Source organism: Trichocoleus sp. FACHB-90, from assembly GCF_014695505.1.
GTDB classification, from domain to species: domain Bacteria; phylum Cyanobacteriota; class Cyanobacteriia; order Cyanobacteriales; family FACHB-T130; genus Funiculus; species Funiculus sociatus.
Genome location: NZ_JACJOK010000004.1, coordinates 13,785 through 35,854 on the forward strand (window position 1 = coordinate 13,785; position 22,070 = coordinate 35,854).

A 22,070-nucleotide genomic window follows, 5' to 3' on the forward strand; every position below is an offset into this window, starting at 1 on the left:
TTGTGTAGCGCCAGAGTAAAAGTCTCTGGCGCACTTCAGTTAATAACTAATGGCCAATGACCAATAACAGATTGTTATACTAGCGTGTGGGACACGGTATTTGACTGAGATATATTTTATAAAATGCAGCCTACTGACTCTACCAAGTTTACTGAAAAAGCCTGGGAAGGCATCGTCAAATCCCAAGATGTGGCGCGTCGCTTCAAAAATCAGCAGCTAGAGGTAGAGCATTTAACCATTGCCCTGATAGAACAAGACGGGTTGGCAAGTCGGGTTTTGAGCCGAGCCGCGGTAGACACCACAGCATTAAAAGCGCAACTGGAAGCCTTCAGCCAGCGCCAGCCAAAAGTCACCGTAATTGACCAGCTGTACCTGGGCAGAGGCTTAGATGTCATGCTAGACAAGGCTGAAGCAGCAAGAAGTGCCTTACAAGATGAATTTATTGCCATAGAGCATATATTGGTTGGTTTTGCGGAAGATGACCGCGTCGGACGGCGGTTGCTGAAAAGCTTCAACGTTGACAGACAGAAACTAGAAGCGGTAATCAAGGATGTCCGGGGCGCTCAGAAAGTACAAGACCAAAATCCAGAGGGACGCTATGAAGCGTTGGCAAAATACGGACAAGACTTGACGGAAAAGGCAAAATCTGGTCAACTCGACCCGGTAATTGGCAGAGACGAGGAAATTCGTCGGGTGGTGCAGGTGCTATCTCGACGAAGTAAGAATAATCCGGTGCTGATTGGGGAACCGGGGGTGGGGAAGACAGCGATCGCAGAAGGTCTGGCGCAGCGGATCGTTAACGGGGACGTACCGGAATCCCTGAAAAAACGCCAGCTGATCGCCCTGGATATGGGTAGTCTGATTGCAGGTGCCAAATATCGGGGAGAATTTGAAGACCGACTGCGGGCGGTATTGCGCGAAGTCACCTCTTCTGACGGTCAAATTGTCCTGTTCATCGACGAGTTACATACCGTCGTCGGTGCTGGTGCAACTCAAGGCGCGATGGATGCAAGTAATTTACTCAAACCAATGTTGGCGCGGGGGGAATTGCGCTGTATAGGGGCGAGTACGCTGGACGAGTACCGTAAGCATATCGAGAAAGATGCGGCACTAGAACGTCGATTTCAGCAGGTTTACGTAAATCAGCCTTCAGTAGAAGATACGATTTCGATTTTGCGGGGGTTGAAAGAACGCTACGAAGTTCATCACGGTGTGAAGATTACGGATTCCGCTTTGGTGGCTGCTGCTACTTTGAGCGATCGCTACATCACAGAGCGGTTTTTGCCAGATAAGGCGATAGACTTGGTGGACGAGGCAGCAGCTAAGCTGAAAATGGAGATTACCTCCAAGCCAGTAGAATTAGAAGCGATTGACCGCCGACTAATGCAGCTAGAGATGGAAAAGCTATCCTTGCAAGGGGAAGGTCAACGGTTGGGTGTAACTGTTGTCGGTGCTTTCCGTTCTTCCCAAGAGCGTTTGGAGCGCATAGAGCAAGAAATTGAGTCTTTGAGTGAAAAACAACGTCAACTAAGCTCTCAGTGGCAATCTGAAAAGCAACTGTTGGAAGAAATTAATGCTGTCAAGGAGGAGGAGGATCACCTGCGGGTGCAGATAGAGCAGGCGGAACGCGCCTATGACTTGAACAAGGCTGCCCAGCTTAAGTATGGGCGGTTGGAGGTGTTAGGGCGTGACAAGGAAGCCAAAGAAGCCCAGCTCTTGGAAATGCAATCTCGCGGTTCTGCTTTATTGCGCGAAGAAGTACGCGAGGGTGACATCGCCGAAATCGTTGCAAAGTGGACTGGCATCCCCGTGAACCGACTTTTAGAGTCGGAACGTCAAAAGTTGTTACATTTAGAATCGCACTTGCACGAGCGCGTTATCGGTCAATCAGAAGCGGTTTCGGCTGTGGCGGCGGCAATTCGTCGCGCCCGCGCAGGGATGAAAGATCCCGGTCGTCCGATTGGTTCGTTCCTGTTCATGGGGCCAACTGGTGTGGGCAAAACTGAGTTAGCGCGTGCCTTAGCTCAGTTTCTGTTTGACAGCGATGATGCCCTGGTGCGGATTGATATGTCCGAGTACATGGAGAAACACGCCGTCTCGCGCCTTGTGGGTGCGCCTCCAGGGTATGTAGGCTACGAGGAGGGGGGTCAACTTTCAGAGGCAATTCGTCGTCGTCCCTACTCGGTGGTGTTGCTGGATGAGGTGGAAAAGGCGCACCGGGATGTTTTCAACATTTTGCTACAGGTGCTGGATGATGGCAGGATAACGGATTCTCAAGGTCGGACGGTAGACTTTCGGAATACAGTAATTGTGATGACCAGCAACATTGGCAGCGAGCATATTTTAGATGTGGCTGGGAATGATGCACAATATGAGTTGATGAGGAAGAAGGTGACAGATGCGCTGCGATCGCATTTCCGTCCGGAATTCCTTAACCGGGTTGACGACATAATTCTATTCCACACGCTCAACCGCAAAGAACTGCGACAAATTGTGGGAATTCAAATTAAGCAGATTGAGCGCATGCTGGCAGATCAAAAAATTACTATACAAATGTCGTCAGCAGCTCAAGACCACATAGCGGAGGCTGGCTACGATCCAGTTTATGGTGCGCGTCCCCTGAAACGGGCTATTCAGAGGGAATTGCAGAATACGCTTGCCACGGCGCTTCTAGAAAACACCTTCGTGAGTGGCGACACCATCGTAGTTGATTGCGTAGATGATGCCCTAACCTTCACCAAAAAACAGTCCGTCAGCCTCCTCGAAGCTCAAATCATTTAACAATCATCAGTAGAGACGTTGCCTCTAAACGTCTCTCCTGTTAGTTTGAAAGCAATACAACATCCAAAATTGATGCGACAACGTCAAAAACATATCCGTGGAATTTACTGTAGCAATTTGCACATATAACGGTGCAGAACGTCTGCCCGAAGTTCTAGATCAACTGCTTCATCAAGTTGGCACAGAGGATATTGAATGGGAAGTGCTAGTTGTTGACAACAATAGCAATGACGATACTGCTGCCGTTGTTGCTCGCTATGCGACAAACTGGCGTCAAGATAGCCAGTTGAGATATGTTTTTGAAGCCAAACAAGGCGCTGCCTATGCTCGATATCGAGCCGTACAGGAAGCTAGAAGCAGCGAATTGATTGGATTTTTGGATGATGATAATCTACCAGCAGACAACTGGGTAGCCGAAGCTTATTGCTTTGGTTGCGATCGCCCCCAAGTTGGCGCCTACGGTGGCATTATTCATGCCAAACTTGATGAACCACCCCCCCCCTACTTTGAGCAAATAAAAGGGTATCTCACTATCTATAACCGAGGTTCAACCGCTTTCCAATACAAGCGTTCGGATAAACCGCGCCGAATTCCTGCTGCACCTGGATCGGTAATCCGAAAGCAGACATGGCAAGACGCCATTCCTCCTCCAGAAAAACTCTTAATACCCGGCAGAGATGAGAAAACAATGGCTGCCGGTGAAGATGCAGAAATAATGTTCTATATTCAAAATAGTAAGTGGGAAGTCTGGCACAATCCCGAAATGGAGATTTGGCACCATATTCCCCCAAATCGCTTGGAACAACCTTATCTACTCAGACTAGCTCTCGGATATGGTCTTTCCAATCATCTAACGCGAGTCACTCGGTTTTATCGATGGCAGCGTCCCTTCCTGCCTTTTTTGATACCATTTTTTACCTTCCGGAATGGGTCGAAAATCTTAATTTACTACCTACAAAATAAAAATTCTATACCCAATAATTTTCCGAAAGCTTGTGAATTTCAGTCCCAATTAGGCCAACTTTATAGTCCTTTTTTAGGAATATACAAAAAATTGCCATTCAAAGGTTTTATTAACGGAAAAGCAAATTCTGAACAAAGTCAATGAAGATAGCATACGCTACTCACTATGATATTTTTAATAGCCGCACTTGGTCTCGGAACTTGATTGGGCACTGTGGCACTAATTACTACAAAGCGAAAGCTCTTGAAAGGCAGTTGGGGGCTTTGGAGTATATTGGGCCTCTTGAGGAAAGTTATGCTCCCATTTTTAGATTATTATCTAAGGCAAAGAACCGCTGGCACAAGCATATATCTAAACAAATATACTATCTTTGGGCGGAACCCGCTGTCAACCAAGGCTATGCATTTCAAATTGAACAAAAGATCCTACAAGCTAATCCCGAAATCGTCATATGTCCAGACATCAATTTGATTTCTTATCTTGACTGTAAGCAACCTACTGTGGTTTGGACAGACGCTTCTTATGCCGGATTAATCAACTTTTACCCTGAGTTTAGCAACCTCTGTAAAGAGACAACTGAGCAATTAACTGCAATGGATAAACTTACCTATGATAATTGCAGTTATGCTATATTTTCGTCCGAATGGGCTGCACAAAAGGTAATTGATGTTTATCAAGTTGACCCTTCTAAAGTAAAAGTTATTCCTTCCGGTGCTAACGTTGAGTGTAACAGAACATTGGAAGACATCAAAGAGATTGTGGATGCCAGACCGTCGAACCAATGTAAGTTACTCTTTTTAGGTGTAGATTGGTATAGGAAAGGTGGCGACATAGCCGTGGAAGTAGCAAGCGAGTTACAAAAAACAGGGTTAAATGTTGAATTAACAATAGTTGGGTGCCAGCCTTTCCAGAACGATTCATGTCCTGATTTTGTTGTTAATCCTGGTTTTATTAATAAATCTACAGAAGAAGGATTAAAGAAAATAAACAAATTGATAGCTGAATCTCACTTCATAATAGTTCCTTCAAGAGCAGAAGCTTATGGCAACGTTTTTTGTGAAGCCAATTCTTTTGGCGTTCCTTGTATATCTACCAATAGCGGCGGTATACCGACAATTATTAAAGATGATTTAAATGGGAAAGTTTACTCAATAGATGCAATTATTACAGAAGCTTGTAGCTATATTTATAGTTTGTTTTCTAACTATTACAAGTATAAAGAACTTGCATTATCTTCATTTAATGAATATCAAACTCGTCTAAATTGGGCAGTTGCTACTCAAACAGCTAAAACTTTATTTATGACTTTAATATAATATAATGAGTTAATTTATGAAAGTAGCTTATGTTACCACCTATGATGTTTCTAATAGTTCTACTTGGTCTAAAAATCAAGTAGGATTTTGTGGAGCAGGTTATTATATAGCCCAATCTTTAGCTAGCCAGTCTATTGAACTTGACTATCTTGGAGCTTTGCAGAAAAAGTTTTCATTCTTTACTAGAGCTAAGTGGAGCTTTTACCGCAACTTATTTCATCAAGATTACTACCGATGGGCAGAACCATTAGTGCTTAAAAATTATGCTCGTCAAATTTCTAAAAAACTGTCTGCGTTAAACTCAAATGTAGTGCTTTGTCCTGAAAATGCAGTACCCCTTGCTTATCTTGAATGTAAACAGCCAATTGTTTTGTGGACAGATTCAACCTTGGCTGGATTAATTGATTTTTATCCTTATTTAAATAACTTGTGTGGCGAAACCAGAAATAATATTTATGCAATGGAACAAGCTGCGTTAAACCGATGCAAGTTAGTAATTTTCTTATCGGACTGGGCCGCTCAAGCAGCTATTAAAATTTATAATATTGAGCCAGCCAAAGTAAAAGTAGTTCCTTGGGGAGCAAATATAGAATGCGATCGCACAATTGATGATATTCAAAGTATTATAGCATCTAGAGCTGCAAACCCTTGTAAATTGTTATTTATGGGTCTTGAGTGGCACAGGAAAGGGGGAGATGTTGCCTTTGAGGTTGCTAGAGAATTAAATCGCATCGGCTTGAATACTCAACTTACTGTAGTTGGGTGTAAACCTACTATTGATGAGCCTCTACCAGATTTTGTTGAAGTTCGAGGATTTATTGATAAATCAACTAAGGAAGGATTGAATCAATTAAATAAGATCATTGCTGAATCACATTTTCTGATTTTACCAACTTTTGCTGACTGTTCTCCTCACGTTTTAGTTGAAGCAAATTCTTTTGGTGTTCCTTGTTTAGCAACAAATACTGGCGGTATACCAACCATTATTAAAGAGAATTTCAATGGAAAGACTTTTGCGTTAGAAGCCAATATATCCGATTACTGTAACTATATTGTGTCTATTATGGAAAATTATAGTGAATATAAAAGATTGGCTATATCCTCATTTGAAGAGTATCAATCTCGCCTTAATTGGGATGTAGCTACCCAAACCGTGAAGCAACTAATGACTGACTTACTATAATAGTGATTTATTTGGTTGGGACATTTTATGACAAGCATCAACACGTCTAAAATTCCGAGCGATGAATACATATCAAAAGACCGACTCATCAGCTACAATAATCAGGTGCGTATCATCAAAGGATTAGGAAAGCAAGTAAATAATATTCTGGAAATTGGAATATTTAATTCACTTTTCACGGACTTGTTAAGGAAGTTTGGATATAACGTCACAACCGCTGATTTTGATGCCGAACTAAATCCGGACATGGTTTTGGATCTAGCCACTGATTTTACACTGCCAGAAGATAAATTTGATGCGATCGCGCTTTTTCAAGTGCTAGAACATATCCCTTACGATAAGTCAGAAAAAGCCCTCGAAAAGCTGGCAAACGCTACTAAAAAGTTTTTGGTAATATCGGTTCCCTATCGCAGTTTATTTTTGTCAATTCAGTTTAAATATTCTTTAAAGCAAAGGCCGAGACATCTTTTTCTCCACGTTCCCCGCTTCTGGAGTCAAAAGCCCTTAACCGAGGATGAACACTACTGGGAGATGGGATTGAAAGGCTACCCAAAACAGCGTCTGGTAAACTCGATTGAAAAAGCGGGTCTTACAATTAAAAGAGAATTTATCGATCCATTGAATCCATATCACTACTTTTTCGTACTGGAAAAAAAGGCTAAAAGTTAGCCTTCAGCAAGCTTAATTGAGCGAATATAGACCAGCAAGTAGGGGAATCCGAATTCCTCAAGGGCGGAAAATCCCTTTCTCACAAGCATCTGCGATCGCTCACAATCAATCTTTAGAAAGCTTCTACACAACTACCACAAGATATATATGCTGGAACAAGGCACAATCACGATACATACCGAGAATATTTTCCCGATTATCAAGAAGTCCCTCTACACAGACCACGAAATCTTCTTGCGGGAACTGGTATCCAACGCCGTCGATGCTATCCAGAAACTTAAAATGGTTTCCTTTGCTGGGGAAGTCACAGGCGAAATAGGCGAACCAGAAATTAACATCGCTATTGACAAAGACAAAAAGACCCTATCTATCACCGATAACGGCATCGGGATGACAGCCGATGAGGTGAAGAAGTACATCAACCAAGTTGCTTTCTCCAGCGCTGAAGAATTTATCCAAAAGTATAAAGCCAGCGCCGAACAGCAAATTATCGGTCACTTCGGACTAGGCTTTTACTCCTCCTTCATGGTGGCGCAAAAAGTCGAGATTGATACCCTCTCATACCAGCCAGGAGCGCAAGCAGTACACTGGTCTTGCGATGGTTCGCCAGCCTTTGTTTTAGAAGAGTCGCCACGCACTGAACGCGGTACCACCATTACCCTCACCCTTCAGGATGAAGAACAGGAATATCTGGAACCGATGCGGATTCGTCAGTTGGTGAAAACCTACTGCGACTTCATGCCAGTATCTATCAAACTGGATGGGGAGGTAATCAACCGTCAAAAGGCACCGTGGAAGGAATCGCCGCAAAACCTGACTAAAGAAGATTATCTAGAATTCTACCGCTACCTCTACCCGTTCCAAGAAGATCCGCTGCTGTGGGTGCATCTAAATACCGACTATCCCTTCATTCTGAATGGGATTCTCTACTTCCCGAAGCTGAAGCCGGATGTTGATGTCACTAAAGGGCAGATTAAACTATTCTGTAACCAGGTTTTTGTGAGCGATCGCTGCGAAGAAGTTATCCCCAAATTCCTGCTACCCCTGCAAGGTGTCATTGATAGCACTGACATCCCTCTCAACGTCTCCCGCAGCGCCCTAACCAACGATCGCACCGTCCGGAGAATAGCAGATTACATCGCCAAAAAAGTAGGCGATCGCTTAAAAGAACTCTACCGTGAACAGCGCGAAGAATACATCCGTTGCTGGCAAGATGTTGGCACCTTCGTCAAATTTGGCTCCCTCAACGACGACAAATTCAAAAAACAAGTCGAAGACATCATCATCTATCGCACCACCGCCAACCTTACACAAGCAACTCCCGAAACTCCCTCAGCCGTCGAAGTACAATCCCAGGAAGGCGATGTTTGGCAAGAAGTCACCCCAGCTTCCGGAGAACAACAAAATTCATCCCCATACACCACCCTCAAAGACTACCTGGAACGCAACAAAGAACGCCAAGAAAACCGCGTCTTTTACTGCACCGATGAAGTCACCCAAGCAACCTACGTACAATTACATAAAAGCCAGGGTTTAGAAGTCCTGTTTATGGACTCCTTCATCGACACCCACTTCATCAGCTTCCTAGAACGGGAACATCCTGATGTCAAATTCTCCCGCGTAGACTCAGAACTGGACAAGACCCTAATTGACCAAGATAAATCCGGCGAAATTGTTGACCCTAAAACCAACAAAACCCGCAGCGAACAAATCAAAGAACTATTTCAGCAAGCCCTCAACAAGCCTAAACTTAACATTCGTACCGAGGCGCTGAAGTCCGACGATTCGCAAGCAACGCCGCCCGCAATGGTGCTTTTACCCGAAGTGCTGCGACGGTTGCGAGAGATGAATGCACTGATGCAGCAGCAAAATGTTGAGTTTCCCGAAGAACACGTCCTGGTAGTGAACACTGCCCACCCCCTGATCCAGAATCTCACTCAAATGAGTCAAGGTAGTATCATTCAAGAAGAAGGGCGATCGCCTACAGGTGAGTTGACTAATCTAATCTGTCAACATATTTATGATTTGGCGCTCATGGCTCAAAAGGGATTTGATGCCGAAGGGATGAAATCCTTTGTGGAACGGTCGAATCAGGTGCTAACTCGTCTCACAGAACGTTAGCAACTAGCGATCATCTCTCGTTCCTAAGCTGAGCCTGGAAGAGATTCGATACAATAGACATCTTGCCAAAGTCCGCGCAACGCGGACTTTGTTTGTCTAGCCCTAGACTTCAGTCTGTGGGCGAATCAAAAACCTAACCCCCGCCCCTTCCCTCCTGTGAAGGGTAAAAAAAGCCCCTCCCCTACGAGGGGAGGGGTTGGGGAGAGGTCAGATTGACAACAGCATCCTTCAATCTGTAGGCCTTTACTGATAACAGAACCAAAATCTGGAGATATTCTATGTCGCGCAAATGTCAGCTGACCGGAAAAAAGGCGAATAATGCCTTTGCAATTTCCCACTCTCACCGACGCACCAAAAAGCTACAGGAAGCCAACCTGCAATCAAAGCGGATTTGGTGGTCGCAAGGCAATCGCTGGGTGAAACTGCGGCTTTCTACCAAAGCAATCAAAACCTTACAACATAAGGGTTTGCAAGCAATGGCGAACGAAGCTGGAATCAACCTAAATAACTATTAATGCAGCCACTCTCGAAGTTTCTCTGATTATTATTTCTGTAGAAACTTTGAGCGCAACACTGTATTGTTTAGTTCCCCCCAGCTCTCCTTTAAAAATTGGGGGATTCATAGCCCCCCCAGTTTACCCTTGAGGTTGGGGGGATAAAACGTTTTGCATCCAACGTGCCTACCGTTGCGATCTCTATCCTGCCTGATATCCTGCTTGTGTTAGGTGTCGGGCGGCTTCCCGATTTTTTTTTCGAGGGGTGATAGATTTTATAAGACAGGTGGGTATGCTAAGTACAGTAATTTCCCCACCTTGTTTGTTAATTTATGTTTAAGGCGATCGCTATCTTTCACAGACAACTCATACATCTTCCCTAAATCAGTCTTGTGGGGGAAGCGCAAACCTCACTTTTGTTTCAAAATTCTGATGGACGATTTATGCTCCGGAAGAATACTGAAAAACTTAATAAAAATTTATTACATTTAAATGCGTACTTTCCCGGTTGATAACAAAGTTTAGACTTGTTATGACAGAAAAGAACGCCAAAACTATGAAGTTTTGATGAAGCTTTACCAAGGCGATTAGGGAAGTTCAGCCCATCTGCCTTTTATAAAAATTTAATTGACCGCCGATTATTTACCCCTCAGTCTTCATTTCAGCCCTATTCAACGTTTGACAGGAAAGCAAGTATGTCACCCCACAAAAAGCTGCTCAAAGCCATTCAAAATCTGTTCCGGGAAATGGTGCAGATAGCAAAAGCTGTAACTAAAAAGCTGATGAATTGGCTCTTGCGGAGCATATTGGTAACTGGGAAAAAAGCAAATCTGGCAAATGCTGGATTTATCTTGCCAACGGTGACGATGGTAATTTTAGTCGTCATCTTGCTGACAACGGCAATGGTGTTCCGGTCATTTGAGCGCTCCAAAAACGCCAGTAACGTGAGAGTGAGTCAGGCAACTCTGGCGGCGGCTACCCCAGCACTAGACAGAGCCAAAGCCAAGATATCAGCTTTACTGGCAGATCCAACCCTGCCACGAGCCACACCAACAGATATCGCATTGAATAATGCGATATCTGGAAATATTGGTAAGTATACTTTGGGCGATGAGACGCGGCTAGTCGTCCAGTATGACATTGATAAGGCTGGGGGTATTCAACCAAATACTCCAGCTCTAGACAATGATGAAAGAATAACCACTGCGTGGCGATTTCCGGTTGATACAGATAACGACGGCCGGTTTGATAGTTTCACTCTTTACGGCATTTATTTCCGCACTCCCAATCCACTTGTGAGAACTGCTAACCCTAGTAGAAGTCCTATAGAGGCGAGAACTCCACCTCAGGATGACAGCAATACCAAGCCGCAATGTCGAGCAGCACAGGGGACATTTGCTGGTTTAGTAGGGAGTTCAGGTTGGTATAAATCTGGGTCGGTTTTGAAGAAAAGCTTTTATGTCTTCGCTACAACTGTTCCATTTACCAGTCCTACTAATAAACCTACGAATCCTCAGGTTTTCCCACCAGGGAGCAACAGAGGCTTTTCTGCTATAGAGTACCAGCAAGATCGGGCGCAAATTCCTCTGAGCAACAATGCTGTTGTGTATAACGATGATTTAGAAATTACCCCAGGTTCTGGCATTAAGCTAAACGGACGTATCCAAACTAACGGAAATTTAATAACTGCTAAAACATCCGGAGGAAGAGTTGAATATTATCAAGTCAGCAGTTATGAATCGTGCTTTTTTGAGGAAGAAAACGGCGAAATAACCGTTGGCGGTAATGTAATTCTTGGCAGCATAACAGGTGGTAATGCTGGTTCAGTTAGTGTGGATTTGTACGATTCAAAACCGCAAAAAAAAGTTAACCGTGAAGAATTCCAAGGCAATGACCAATCTGTTAGTGGTAGTACGCCCATCCAGGCAGCATATAACAGCGAAGCATTTGCTGAAAGAATTAATATTTTAGTAAGAAACACAACTGGAACCGATCCAAGCGAAGTTCAAGATAAAGTTGCAATTGGCATTGAGCGTACAAAAGCTCTACAAGATTACTTCAAAGATCGGATGCGCCAAGTTCCGTTTGCAGAAGACACATCTGGAGATCAAGCAAAAACTCCGCAAGGAAGTGGAGACACTCTGCGTCCACCCGATGAGTGGATATATCCAGTCGAGCCATCTAGCGGAGCGAGTAATAACAATGTGACGCTTCAGCGCGATCAGCCGGAGGCGACAGAACGGACAAAACAAGAAGCAGATGATAAGGAAACATATTTAGGCGATCGCATCCTCGTTGGCAATGGTCTACCCGCTATCTGGTGGGATAAGACGCTAGCCACACCAAGTTTTGTCAAAGACCAAGGAAAACAAACAGTTAAACCGGACACGCCGTGGGATTCCTACGACACAAGTAAACCAGATACAAAATGGCGCTATCGCACTACCCAGGTAGTGCCTATGTCCGATTTAGGTGACACCGATCGGGATGGCTTCTGGGAAAGAAACGCTGCTGTGAAACCAAATCAACCGCTCGATGGAGTTGGGGGGTTGCGCGTTGTTACTGGTGCTGGAGTTTACACTGGTAAACGCACGGTACCGAATTCAAATCCCGCCCCAGCGAATCTTGCCAATGCTTGGTGGTCTTTCCTGCCGCAGCCCCCCCCTGTTATCGACGATATATCTACCACTAATATCCGGGAAAACCTGTTTACACCTGTCTGGCCTGACTCGATGCCAATGTGGGAAGACACAAGTTTCTTATCTGCTGCCAGTCTCACTCCGGGTCCTGACCTTCCTGGGGTTAACGGTGACAGGAGAGGGGATCTAGTGATGCGAGCCACAGCAGTGTATCACTACAAACGCAGCTCTATTGATAAGGAACAGAACATAACACAGCGTCAAGCACCGATCGCCTGTGTTAGCAGCTACTACGACCCCAGCACCAGCGATACAGCTAGGAACAGAAATGGGCTGCCGTGGCAACCACAAGGGAATACTGGAACTAGGGGCTTATCCAACAACGGCATTAGTTACCCAGCGCCTCAGAATGTGCCTAATACTTCAGCATCGCCAAACGCTGGTACTGGTTTATTTCCTCTGGCAGGGGGAGTAAATTCACCAGCTCAAAATCCAGCAGATAGTGCCGTTGCTCTGCTGGATCGCCTATACTATCAAGCTAACCTAATCTTTCCCAATGGGCGCTTTGTGAATCAACCACTGCGAGAGGCGCTGACAGCCCTATCCGCAGGTAAGCAACCTACCCTAGCCCAGCAATCAGCCCTGGATGCTACCGTTTGCGCTTTCCAAATTGCCGATGGCACTCTGAGTCCTAATAGCTCGGTTATCCCTCATGGAACAATCTACGAAACCAGTTTTCTAGATGCTCGACAGATTAAAGCAATTGATCGAGATCCTGATACTGCTCCAGGCACAGCCACTTTTAGAGCTGTAGGCGCTACTAATACATCTCTACTGACAAAAAATTATGACCTTCCCCTAGAAGAACGCCAGCCTCTAGAGGTTCGCGTCACCGCGTTGGATTTGAACCAACTACGAAAAACACCAATTGCAGGTGGTGGCGCACCAAACAGCCCCTCACCGGAGTACCTGCTGCCAGACAGTGGCATTATTTATGCCACTCGTGATGATGCACTTCTGGATCTGAGCGCACTTACCCCTGCAATCGGTACCCCAGAAGAAAAAATGGCAGAACGCAAGAGCACCAGCTCAGTGGACTTTAAACTCGACCCCACCCGCCGACCCAACGGGATTATGTTAGTTAACGGCAGCGTTCTAGCGCGTGGTGGATCTGGTAACACCGCTCCCAACACCTACGCTTTGGTAAATCCTCCAGGGGCAGAGAAAGGCTTGATCTTGGCGACTAACTTGCCAGCTTATGTCAAAGCTGATGAGACTAAGAGCTTTAACAAGCACCAAACAACAGGTGGAGGGGAGCTGGAAGAATTTTCGGAACAGCTAGGAACCAATGACTATGCTCAAGCCTATTTCTATGGTCGTAAAAATCCAGAAAACAGATTTGCTTGTCGCTCTGGACAACCGGGCATTGAAAACAATTGTCCTGGTGGCGACCTTTGGCGACAAGCAACCGTACTGGGGGATTCTGTAACCCTGCTTTCAGACGATTTCCGGTTTGGTTTCCGTAATGAGGGAGACTATGACCTGAGAAACAACCAAGGAGATCCAACTTCGATACCTAAACTTAAGCAGCAAGGGTTCTTAAGCAATAACTTCGTCACCAACGGTCTTAGCAGTGGTGCTATTTTCAATGCCACAAAAACTGGCAGTGCTGCTGTTAGTAATGTGCCAGCACCTAAAACACCTGACGATTTAACGTATACAGGGAGCGACCCTACGCAGGCCAACTACGTCTCCAGTTCCTACTTCAACAACTTCGTCACGCCTATTCAACGACGGGGGAACTTTCCAGAGTATTTGATGGAAATGTGTGTAAAACTACCCGTTTCTGACTGTGGGCCGGGAGATTGGTATGTTGATCCATCTGCTGCAAAAATAAAAGCATTGACGGCTGTTGGTGCCAGCTTCAATATCAATGTACATAAAGCAGGCACAACTGCTCGGACTCCTGCTCCACTGTATCAACGTTATGCTCGTCGGGTTGCTTTCCTCAGAAATGCCAGCAATCAATTGGTGGCAGCCAATGGTACTACCGTTCTTACTACAACAGACCTAAACCAACTGGTTCCTTTAGGAATCGTTAGCAACAGCATAGCGAAAATTCCCTACGGTGCTAGTACACTACCAACAGTTGCAAGTAATGCTTTGTGGTTTAAGACAACTACTAATAATGCAACTCCAAATCCGGGTACTGCTGCTTATGGCAACAGTAGGAAACTGTACATAAAGCAGATGCCAGCCACCCCAACTGAGCAGCCGATATTGGAACCAGTATTACAATTTCATGTCCTACAACCAATACCTCCTGCTGGACAAAATCCCGACAATGCTTCAGCTATCAGTGTCAAAGATACACTCTGGGTGCAAAAACCTACTGCCACAGGCAGTAACAGAGGCACAATCTTTAATCTATTAGTTGCTGGAGGAGATAGTCCTAGTAGCGGTGGTACCAGGATTGAATCCAATGGGGGCTTGCAAAACTTTGTGCGATTCATAGAGAACTGGTATAACATCCCTGCCCGGATTAGTGGTTCCTTTATCCAGTTCAAGCGCAGTACCTACGCTACCGCCCCGTTCACACCAGTTCTAAGCCCAAGCTTCGATCCGACAAAAACTCCTTTTGGCTACACAAGGTTGTACACCTCGGAAATCTTTGGAGGTAAAGTACCCTTCTACGTAGAACCCAAGCGTTACTGGGGTTTTGATGTAGCTCTGTTGTCTCAGCTGCCCGATTTGTTCTCGCAACGGTTCACAACACCCTCGGCGGGCGATCCTAACGAGTTTTACAGAGAAGTGGGTCGGGATGACGAATGGGTAAAAACTTTACTGTGTGCTAAGTTGCCAAATAATACTCCCGCCATCGACACAGACCAACGTCCGCCTGGTACTTTCTGTCGGGATATGACAGGGGGTTGATTACTATCAGCCATAGGCGAAAATATTCTCCAGACTGTAGCAAAACTCTAGTTCAACTAAGACCCAGCCATGATAAAACCCAAACAGCAGCAAATTAGCTCCCAATCCAGTGCAGCTGGTTTCACAATCATTGAATCTTTGCTGGCCATTCTTGTGGTAACTATTTTGATGGTGGGGGTAGCACCTGTTATCGTCCTTTCGGTAGCAACGCGGGTTCAGGCAAAGCGGGTGGAACAGGGAGCTGATGCTGCCAGAGCATACATTGATGGCGTTCGGTCTGGAGCCATCACAAGCACTACTCTAGGCTTCCCGTTTCACACACCTCAGCCCTTTGAAAAGGTTGCTGCTCCTACAAGTAATGCAGGATTGTACTGCGTCGATCTAGATGGTGGTGGCTGTAGTATCAATAGCCCGAAAGATTTGTATGTTCAGGCTTTCCGAAACGGAGTTGCAGCTAGTCCTGAGAATGGCTATATGTTGGGTATTAGAGTTTACAGAGCAGATGCCTTTTCAACTCCAGGCTTACTCAAAACGATGGGAGTTAATGGAGCTAAAGCTCAAACTTTTTCTGGGGGATTAGGCGATCGCAAATCCCCCCAGTTTGAAACAATTACAGAGATGGCAGGAAGCAACACAAATTTGAAAACTTTGTGCGCTCGCCTCAAAAACACTAACAATCCTGATTCCCAATGCTTGTAGTAATCAAAATTAGGATTGTTAAATATTGGCGAACAAAGGGGGAAACCGTAGCATTATGAATCAACTAAAGTTTCTGCTTAGGACTCAGCTAAAACGCTCAAATTGGTCGGAGAAAAAAGATGACGGCTTTACCCTAATTGAACTGCTAGTAGCTATAATTCTGGCAGCATTAGTGCTTGGTCCTTTGCTAGGGTTTATGATCAACATTTTAGATAGCGATCGCAAAGAACAAGCCAAGGCAAATTCAGAACAAGAAATAAAAAATGCCCTAGACTACATTGCACAGGATTTATCACAGGCAGTATATATCTACGATGCAACTGGGTTGAATAACGATTTCAATACCAACCCTGCTAATTCTGGGATTAGAAACCAAATTCCACCTTATGCACCAGGTTCTTCAGCGGTTGGGTGTAATCCGGGGGAATGCGTGCCAGTTCTTGTCTTCTGGAAGCGCCAGCAAAGACCAAAGGTTGCCCCAACTGTTAAAAATGCCGCAGCTAACTACTGTACAATTACGCCGGATAAATGTAACGATGCCTTTGTCTACTCCCTAGTGGGTTACTACTTAATCGAAAATGCTGACTCTACTTGGTCTAAAGCTGCCCGGATTGGTAGATTTGAAATTAAAGATGGAGTCAGAGATCCTTTTGAGTCAACTCAGCCAAATGGCGACCCTAAATATATTGCAAATACAAATGAACAGCCGAGTCCAGGTTTTAAATTGTTTGACCTGAAAACAGCAGGTAGTGTCAAACAAGCAATGAATACATGGCAGAATTCGGGTTCTTTCACTGCACAAACTAAAATTCAACCTTTAATTGATTACGTTGACCAAAGTGAAAATGGGTTAACTCCAAATTGTCCAAGCCCAGCACTGGTTCCGTCTACTTTGACAGGCGGTTTCTATGCTTGCGTCAATTCAAATTCCGCTCAGTACACAGCACAAGTGGTTATTAGAGGAAATGCTTTAGAGCGATTTAAGAAGAACTCTACAACTACCGATCGGAATTCTATTTATTTTCCTAAGGCAAGCATTCAAATTCAAGGACGTAGTTTTCTGTTTAAGTAATCATAGCCTCAACAAGGCAAATCAGAGGGAAAGGAAAGGATGGATAGTCTAGCTTTTTTAAAAAAAATACAGCGGTACCAGTCAAAGCGAACCGAAAATCGTCATCTTAGGACATCGCCCTCCCAATCGGCTGCTGGATTCACCCTGATCGAGTTGATCGTAGTGGTGGTAATTATAGCAATATTAAGCGGGATCGCAGCTCCCGGCTGGCTGGCTTTTACAAATAAGCAACGGATGAACGCGGTTAATGATGCAGCCTTGAACGCCCTCAGAGAAGCCCAAAGAGATGCTAAGAAAACAAAACTGAGTTACAGCGTCAGCTTCCGAACCAACAATGGTGTTCCCGAATATGCTGTTTATCTTGCTAAAGACGCTAATGGCAACTTTGTCAATCCTCCTGCCAATGCCTGGAAGAAATTAGGCGAAAACCAGGAAATGCCCAAGAATACAGTTGTGTTGGGTACAAACCTTACTGACAGAAACACTGCTGGTACTACGAACTCTCAGCTCGCTGTCAATCCGCCATCGTACCCTATAACCTTTGATTACTTGGGAAATTTATCACCTGAAGCTGCTTTGGGAAATAAAGGTATAATTGTCGTTGTGGCACAAAATCAACCGGCACTCAACAGCGATAATGCCACGAAGCGATGTGTCAAAATAAGAACTATTTTAGGCTCAATCCAACCAGGCCTCAACGATGACTGCAAGGCTAATTAAAAGATTAGCTTGCACTTAAAAATCAGCGAAGATACGGAATCCAAAACGCGCACCCAAAGAGAAAACTTGAGAAGTTGGGTGTGGATTTTTGTATCTAAATAATGCACAAAAGATGGGAATAGTCAAGCACAGGATTTACGCTGATAGAGAATTTAGTAGTAATTTTAATTATCAGGATATTGAGCGCGATCGCGATCGCAACTGGGAAAGATACTGACTACAACTAATAGTCAATTGCAAAAATCAGCGAAGATACGGAATACAAAAGACGCACCCAGAGAGGAAACTTGAAAAGTTGGGTGTGTCTTTTAAGTATCTAGCTAATGCGTAAAAAATTATCTAATTGCTCCAGCAGTGGGTTTACGCTAATAGAGAGTTTAATAGTAATTTTGATTATAGGAATATTGAGCGCGATCGCTGCTCCCAGCTGGCTAAGCTTCCTCAGTACCCAAAGTCTCAGAACAGCCCAAGACCATATTTATTGGGCAATGCGGGCAGCCCAGAGCAACGCCAAACGCGATAAACAAAACTGGCGAGCTAGTTTTCGAGAAGTTAATGGAATTGTGCAGTGGGCAGTTTATCCGTCTAGCCTTAGTCCAACGGTAGCAAACTGGAATAGCCTTGACCCGCTGATTCAAATTGATCCAGAAACCACCTACCCCATTCAGAGCAATGGAGTACGCGGTGTAGAATTTGGCTTTCTGGGTGAAGTGAAAACAATTCCATTTGGTCGCATCACCCTGTCCTCAAAAAATGGTGGTAAAGCCAAACGTTGTGTAGTTGTTTCTACCCTCTTAGGAGCAATGCGAACTGCCAAAGAGCATTCTACGGCCCAAGATAACAAGTATTGCTATTAGCAAGTTTGTGCATGGGCTGGGAGGCTGGAAATTTCTCTGGTTGCCTAGCGAAGCGATCGCTAGAGGATGCTTACAATGAGGCAGAGCCTTTCTTCGGAGCGTTCCCAGTCAGAGACTGGGAACGAGAAGCAGCCTTCTTAGCCTGGGTCGGCACACTTTGTTTGTTCGCCCTTAACTTTAGTCCTAGGCTTAAGACATTGCCCCTGCTGTCTTCTGCGGGTTGAGCTTCAAAATCAGCACCCCCAGAGGCGGCAAACACAAGTCTAGGGAATAGGGACGATTGTGGAACGACCATTCATCAGTCCACTTACCACCCAAATTGCCCATGTTACTGCCGCCATACTCGCGGGCATCACTGTTAAACAATTCCGTATAGAATCCAGGTACAGGAACACCTACGCGGTAGTGACTGTGTGGCTGAGGCGTGAAATTGCAGACCGTGACCACAAACTCATCAGAGTCCTTAGAGCGGCGGATAAACGCAACCACACTGTGGCGATTATCAGTGCAATCAATCCACTCAAAACCTTCCTGAGCGAAATCCTGAGTATAAAGTGACGGTTCGGTGCGATACACGTGGTTGAGTTCGCTCATAAACCGCTTTAGTTTTTGGTGTGGCTCATATTGCAACAAATGCCACTCCAAGTCACCCCAGACATTCCACTCACTCCACTGCCCAAACTCCATACTCATAAACAGAGTTTTCTTGCCTGGGTGAGCAAACATAAAAGCGAACAGACAGCGCACATTAGCGCACTTCTGCCACTCATCACCAGGCATCTTGCCGATTATATTACTCTTGCCGTGGACTATCTCATCGTGAGACAGCGCCAGCATGAAGTTCTCGCTGTGGTTGTACCACATACTGAAAGTGATATTGTTCTGGTGGAATTGGCGGAACCACGGGTCCATGTGGAAATAGTCCAACATATCGTGCATCCAGCCCATATTCCACTTCAAATTAAAACCCAGCCCCCCCATATAAGTAGGCCAAGACACCATAGGCCAAGAGGTGGATTCTTCCGCAATTGAGAGAATACCAGGAAAGTAGCTAAAAATTGTGTGATTCGTCTGGCGCAGGAAATCAGCTGCCTCAATATTTTCTCGCCCGCCGTACTGGTTAGTCAGCCATTCCCCCTCTTCACGGCAATAGTCTAAATAAAGCATTGATGCTACAGCATCCACGCGAATTCCGTCAATGTGATACTTGTCAAACCAGAACAGGGCATTGGCAACCAGGAAGTTACGCACTTCATGGCGATTGTAGTTAAATACCAACGTACCCCATTCTTTGTGTTCGCCCTTGCGGGGGTCTGCGTGTTCGTAGAGGTGAGTACCATCGAAGAATGCCAGACCGTGACCATCTTTGGGGAAGTGACCGGGAACCCAGTCCACAATTACCCCTATCCCGTTTTGGTGGCACTGGTCAACGAAATACATGAAGTCTTGGGCTGTGCCATAGCGGGAAGTGGGGGCATAGTATCCTGTTACCTGGTAGCCCCAGGAGCCATCATAAGGATGCTCTGCTACTGGTAACAATTCAATGTGAGTGAATCCCAACTCTTTGACGTAGGGAATCAGTCGTTCTGCCAGTTCTCGGTAGGTGAGGAACCGCGCCCCTGGTTTATAGTCAGAGACGACTACAACATCTTCAGTTTCGCCATTTGGCAACCGCGCAGGTTCAGCTGAGGAAGCGTGCAGCCAAGATCCTAGATGCACTTCATACACGGAGATGGGATGAGCTAGCGGCTCGGTGTGGCGGCGCTTCTCCATCCACTCTTCGTCCTTCCATTGGTAAGAATCTAAATCAGTGACGATAGATGCAGTTTTAGGTCGGACTTCCTGTTGAAACCCGTAGGGATCAGATTTTTCGTAAATGTGACCATCAATGTTTTTGATTTCATATTTGTAGTGTTCCCCAACAGCCAAACCAGGGATAAATAGTTCCCAGATGCCAGTGGAGCCTTTACGCATTTGATGCTGGCGACCATCCCAGAGGTTAAAATCTCCCAAAACTGAGGCGTTGCGGGCATTTGGGGCCCAGACAGCAAAGTAAACTCCTTTTACGCCGTCGATTTCTGTCGCATGAGCGCCCAGTTTCTCGTAGATGCGGTGATGGTTTCCTTCGCCAAACAGATGCAGGTCAAAGTCTGTGAGGCGGGGAGAACGGAAGGCGTAGGGATCATAGATAACGCGCTCGTGTTCTCCTTCTTGAATTCGTAGCTGATAGTTTGCTAATTCTGGGGTTTCAATGGTGCATTCAAAAAAATGGGGATGATGCACTGATTCCATTGGGTATTCAGTCCGTTCTTCTGGGCGAACTACCCAGGCAGCGATCGCATTGGGTAGGTAGGCTCGAACTGCCCAGACGGTTTTCCCATCTTGCGTACTGGGATGGGCACCCAGGATTTCAAATGGGTCTTGATGTTGATTCCAAACAATCCGCTCTATCTGTTCGGGGGCAATGGTCATGGACATAAACCTACTTATCCTAAAGGTCTTGACTGAATTGAGACGATTTGCTCAATGAGAAGCTTGCACTACCCATCAGGGTAGCTGGCACTCTCGCTTAAAGTCGTTTCGCTTCTAAGCATCTACAGGCGCTCTATGTAAGAGTGCTTTATATTTATATACATTTTTTTATGTTTGTATATTTTGCATCCTGCTAAGGGACAATAGCAAATTATGGCACCAGTATCCGCAGGAGAAAGGCGCAAAGGTAAAAAATTATTGGCGGGGAATCAATCGCAATAGTCTGAGATGTCTTGCTGGGAGTGAAAAAATGCTATTTGATGGGAACGCCAATTCTCCGCAGCAGTTGCCGCACTCTCAGCAGAAAAACTAATTCTCGCAGTTGAGGATTGAGTGGGGATGCCGCTGGGGTAATGGTTTGCAACTCGGCTTGCAGCTGGGCGTATTCAGCTGCTGTGATCGGTTTGCCATCGATTGGCGATCGCGCTTCGGTAATAATCTCCGTCCGCAATACTTCTTCTGGCACTTCCTCCGGCGGCGGTAATGCCCACGCAGGAAGGCAAAAGGTAAAAGGTAAAAAACAAAAGGCAATCCCGCCTAACCCCCAGCAATAAAAGTTTTTCCTTATCTCTCCCCTGCTGGCGAACCAGTTGGAGGGGGTGGAAGGCTGCAAAAGGCAAAAACTTGTTTTTTTTAATTCATCGTTCATCCTTCAGAAGTCCTAGGGGTAGCGGTTCGTTACAGATTTGTTGAATCTGCTTGATGCGCTCAAACAACCAAGGGTATTCTTCCCGATAATTGGGAATCAGTGCTAAAGGGCTAACCAGGGCAGCTATTCTCCAAGGCGAGTGGGGAGCCTATGCTTTCATCAAACCATTCCAGCATCAATGCTTCGGTTGGTAGCTGGGAATCTGGCAAAGAAAGCGCTGGTTTAGAACGATGGCTGTCTAAAAATTTTTAAATCGGCGATGAGTGTGCGATCGCTTCCGGTTCCCATTTTTGCCAAAAGCACCGGAACTCTCCTCTGCCTGGTGAGTGGTTTTAGCTTGAGAAAATATCTAGCCCTGGGGTTAAATTCTCACTCGATAGGGAATTTATTTAAATCCCAGTTCCAGTCTCGTTTTCGACAATAGTCAAAACTGTTTAATT

General features: G+C 45.3%; 15 protein-coding genes. 13 read left to right on the forward strand and 2 right to left on the reverse strand.

Going from position 1 to position 22,070, the window contains the following annotated elements:
* Window positions 1-123: 123 nt before the first annotated feature.
* The 13 genes from clpB to H6F74_RS00495 all read left to right on the forward strand — a co-directional run bounded on the left by clpB (window position 124) and on the right by H6F74_RS00495 (window position 18,449).
* Window positions 124-2,781, forward strand: a complete 2,658-nt coding sequence (clpB, locus tag H6F74_RS00435) for an ATP-dependent chaperone ClpB (RefSeq protein ID WP_190434637.1) — start codon at window positions 124-126, stop codon at window positions 2,779-2,781.
* A 97-nt stretch (window positions 2,782-2,878) separates the two neighbouring features.
* On the forward strand, window positions 2,879-3,889 hold the full coding sequence (gene hpsE / locus H6F74_RS00440; protein ID WP_190434639.1) for a hormogonium polysaccharide biosynthesis glycosyltransferase HpsE: 1,011 nt from the start codon (window positions 2,879-2,881) through the stop codon (window positions 3,887-3,889).
* Entirely contained in the window at window positions 3,886-5,061 is a 1,176-nt protein-coding gene (locus tag H6F74_RS00445) for a glycosyltransferase (protein WP_190434642.1), read from the forward strand. The genes hpsE and H6F74_RS00445 overlap by 4 nt, the downstream gene beginning before the upstream one ends.
* Before the next feature lie 16 nt (window positions 5,062-5,077).
* Window positions 5,078-6,244 carry a glycosyltransferase family 4 protein gene (locus tag H6F74_RS00450; protein ID WP_190434645.1) on the forward strand — a complete coding sequence of 389 codons (1,167 nt, stop codon included), beginning with the start codon at window positions 5,078-5,080 and terminating at the stop codon, window positions 6,242-6,244.
* A gap of 27 nt (window positions 6,245-6,271) precedes the next feature.
* Complete coding sequence (locus H6F74_RS00455; protein WP_190434648.1) at window positions 6,272-6,913, forward strand: methyltransferase domain-containing protein; 642 nt, start codon at window positions 6,272-6,274, stop codon at window positions 6,911-6,913.
* 147 nt (window positions 6,914-7,060) lie between these two features.
* Complete coding sequence (gene htpG / locus H6F74_RS00460; protein WP_190434652.1) at window positions 7,061-9,034, forward strand: molecular chaperone HtpG; 1,974 nt, start codon at window positions 7,061-7,063, stop codon at window positions 9,032-9,034.
* Window positions 9,035-9,312: 278 nt separating this feature from the next.
* Window positions 9,313-9,549 carry a 50S ribosomal protein L28 gene (rpmB, locus tag H6F74_RS00465; protein ID WP_190434654.1) on the forward strand — a complete coding sequence of 79 codons (237 nt, stop codon included), beginning with the start codon at window positions 9,313-9,315 and terminating at the stop codon, window positions 9,547-9,549.
* Between the two features lie 674 nt (window positions 9,550-10,223).
* Window positions 10,224-15,101: a hormogonium polysaccharide biosynthesis protein HpsA gene (gene hpsA / locus H6F74_RS00470; RefSeq protein WP_190434658.1), complete on the forward strand. Its 4,878-nt coding sequence runs from the start codon at window positions 10,224-10,226 to the stop codon at window positions 15,099-15,101.
* Between the two features lie 69 nt (window positions 15,102-15,170).
* Window positions 15,171-15,800, forward strand: a complete 630-nt coding sequence (locus H6F74_RS00475) for a type II secretion system GspH family protein (RefSeq protein ID WP_190434660.1) — start codon at window positions 15,171-15,173, stop codon at window positions 15,798-15,800.
* Window positions 15,801-15,855: 55 nt separating this feature from the next.
* Window positions 15,856-16,872, forward strand: coding sequence for a hormogonium polysaccharide secretion pseudopilin HpsC (gene hpsC / locus H6F74_RS00480; protein ID WP_190434663.1), 1,017 nt, complete (start codon window positions 15,856-15,858; stop codon window positions 16,870-16,872).
* A gap of 39 nt (window positions 16,873-16,911) precedes the next feature.
* Entirely contained in the window at window positions 16,912-17,592 is a 681-nt protein-coding gene (locus H6F74_RS00485) for a prepilin-type N-terminal cleavage/methylation domain-containing protein (protein WP_190434666.1), read from the forward strand.
* Between the two features lie 143 nt (window positions 17,593-17,735).
* The gene (locus H6F74_RS30810) at window positions 17,736-17,819 is read left to right on the forward strand and encodes a hypothetical protein (protein WP_347269464.1); all 84 of its coding nucleotides are present in this window, start codon (window positions 17,736-17,738) and stop codon (window positions 17,817-17,819) included.
* A 96-nt stretch (window positions 17,820-17,915) separates the two neighbouring features.
* Window positions 17,916-18,449: a prepilin-type N-terminal cleavage/methylation domain-containing protein gene (locus H6F74_RS00495; RefSeq protein WP_190434669.1), complete on the forward strand. Its 534-nt coding sequence runs from the start codon at window positions 17,916-17,918 to the stop codon at window positions 18,447-18,449.
* Window positions 18,450-18,638: 189 nt separating this feature from the next.
* Here the strand turns inward: H6F74_RS00495 and glgB are convergent, their stop codons facing one another.
* Window positions 18,639-20,927: a 1,4-alpha-glucan branching enzyme gene (gene glgB, locus H6F74_RS00500; RefSeq protein WP_190434671.1), complete on the reverse strand. Its 2,289-nt coding sequence runs from the start codon at window positions 20,925-20,927 to the stop codon at window positions 18,639-18,641.
* 307 nt (window positions 20,928-21,234) lie between these two features.
* Window positions 21,235-21,513, reverse strand: coding sequence for a hypothetical protein (locus H6F74_RS00505; RefSeq protein WP_190434749.1), 279 nt, complete (start codon window positions 21,511-21,513; stop codon window positions 21,235-21,237).
* Window positions 21,514-22,070: the final 557 nt, after the last annotated feature.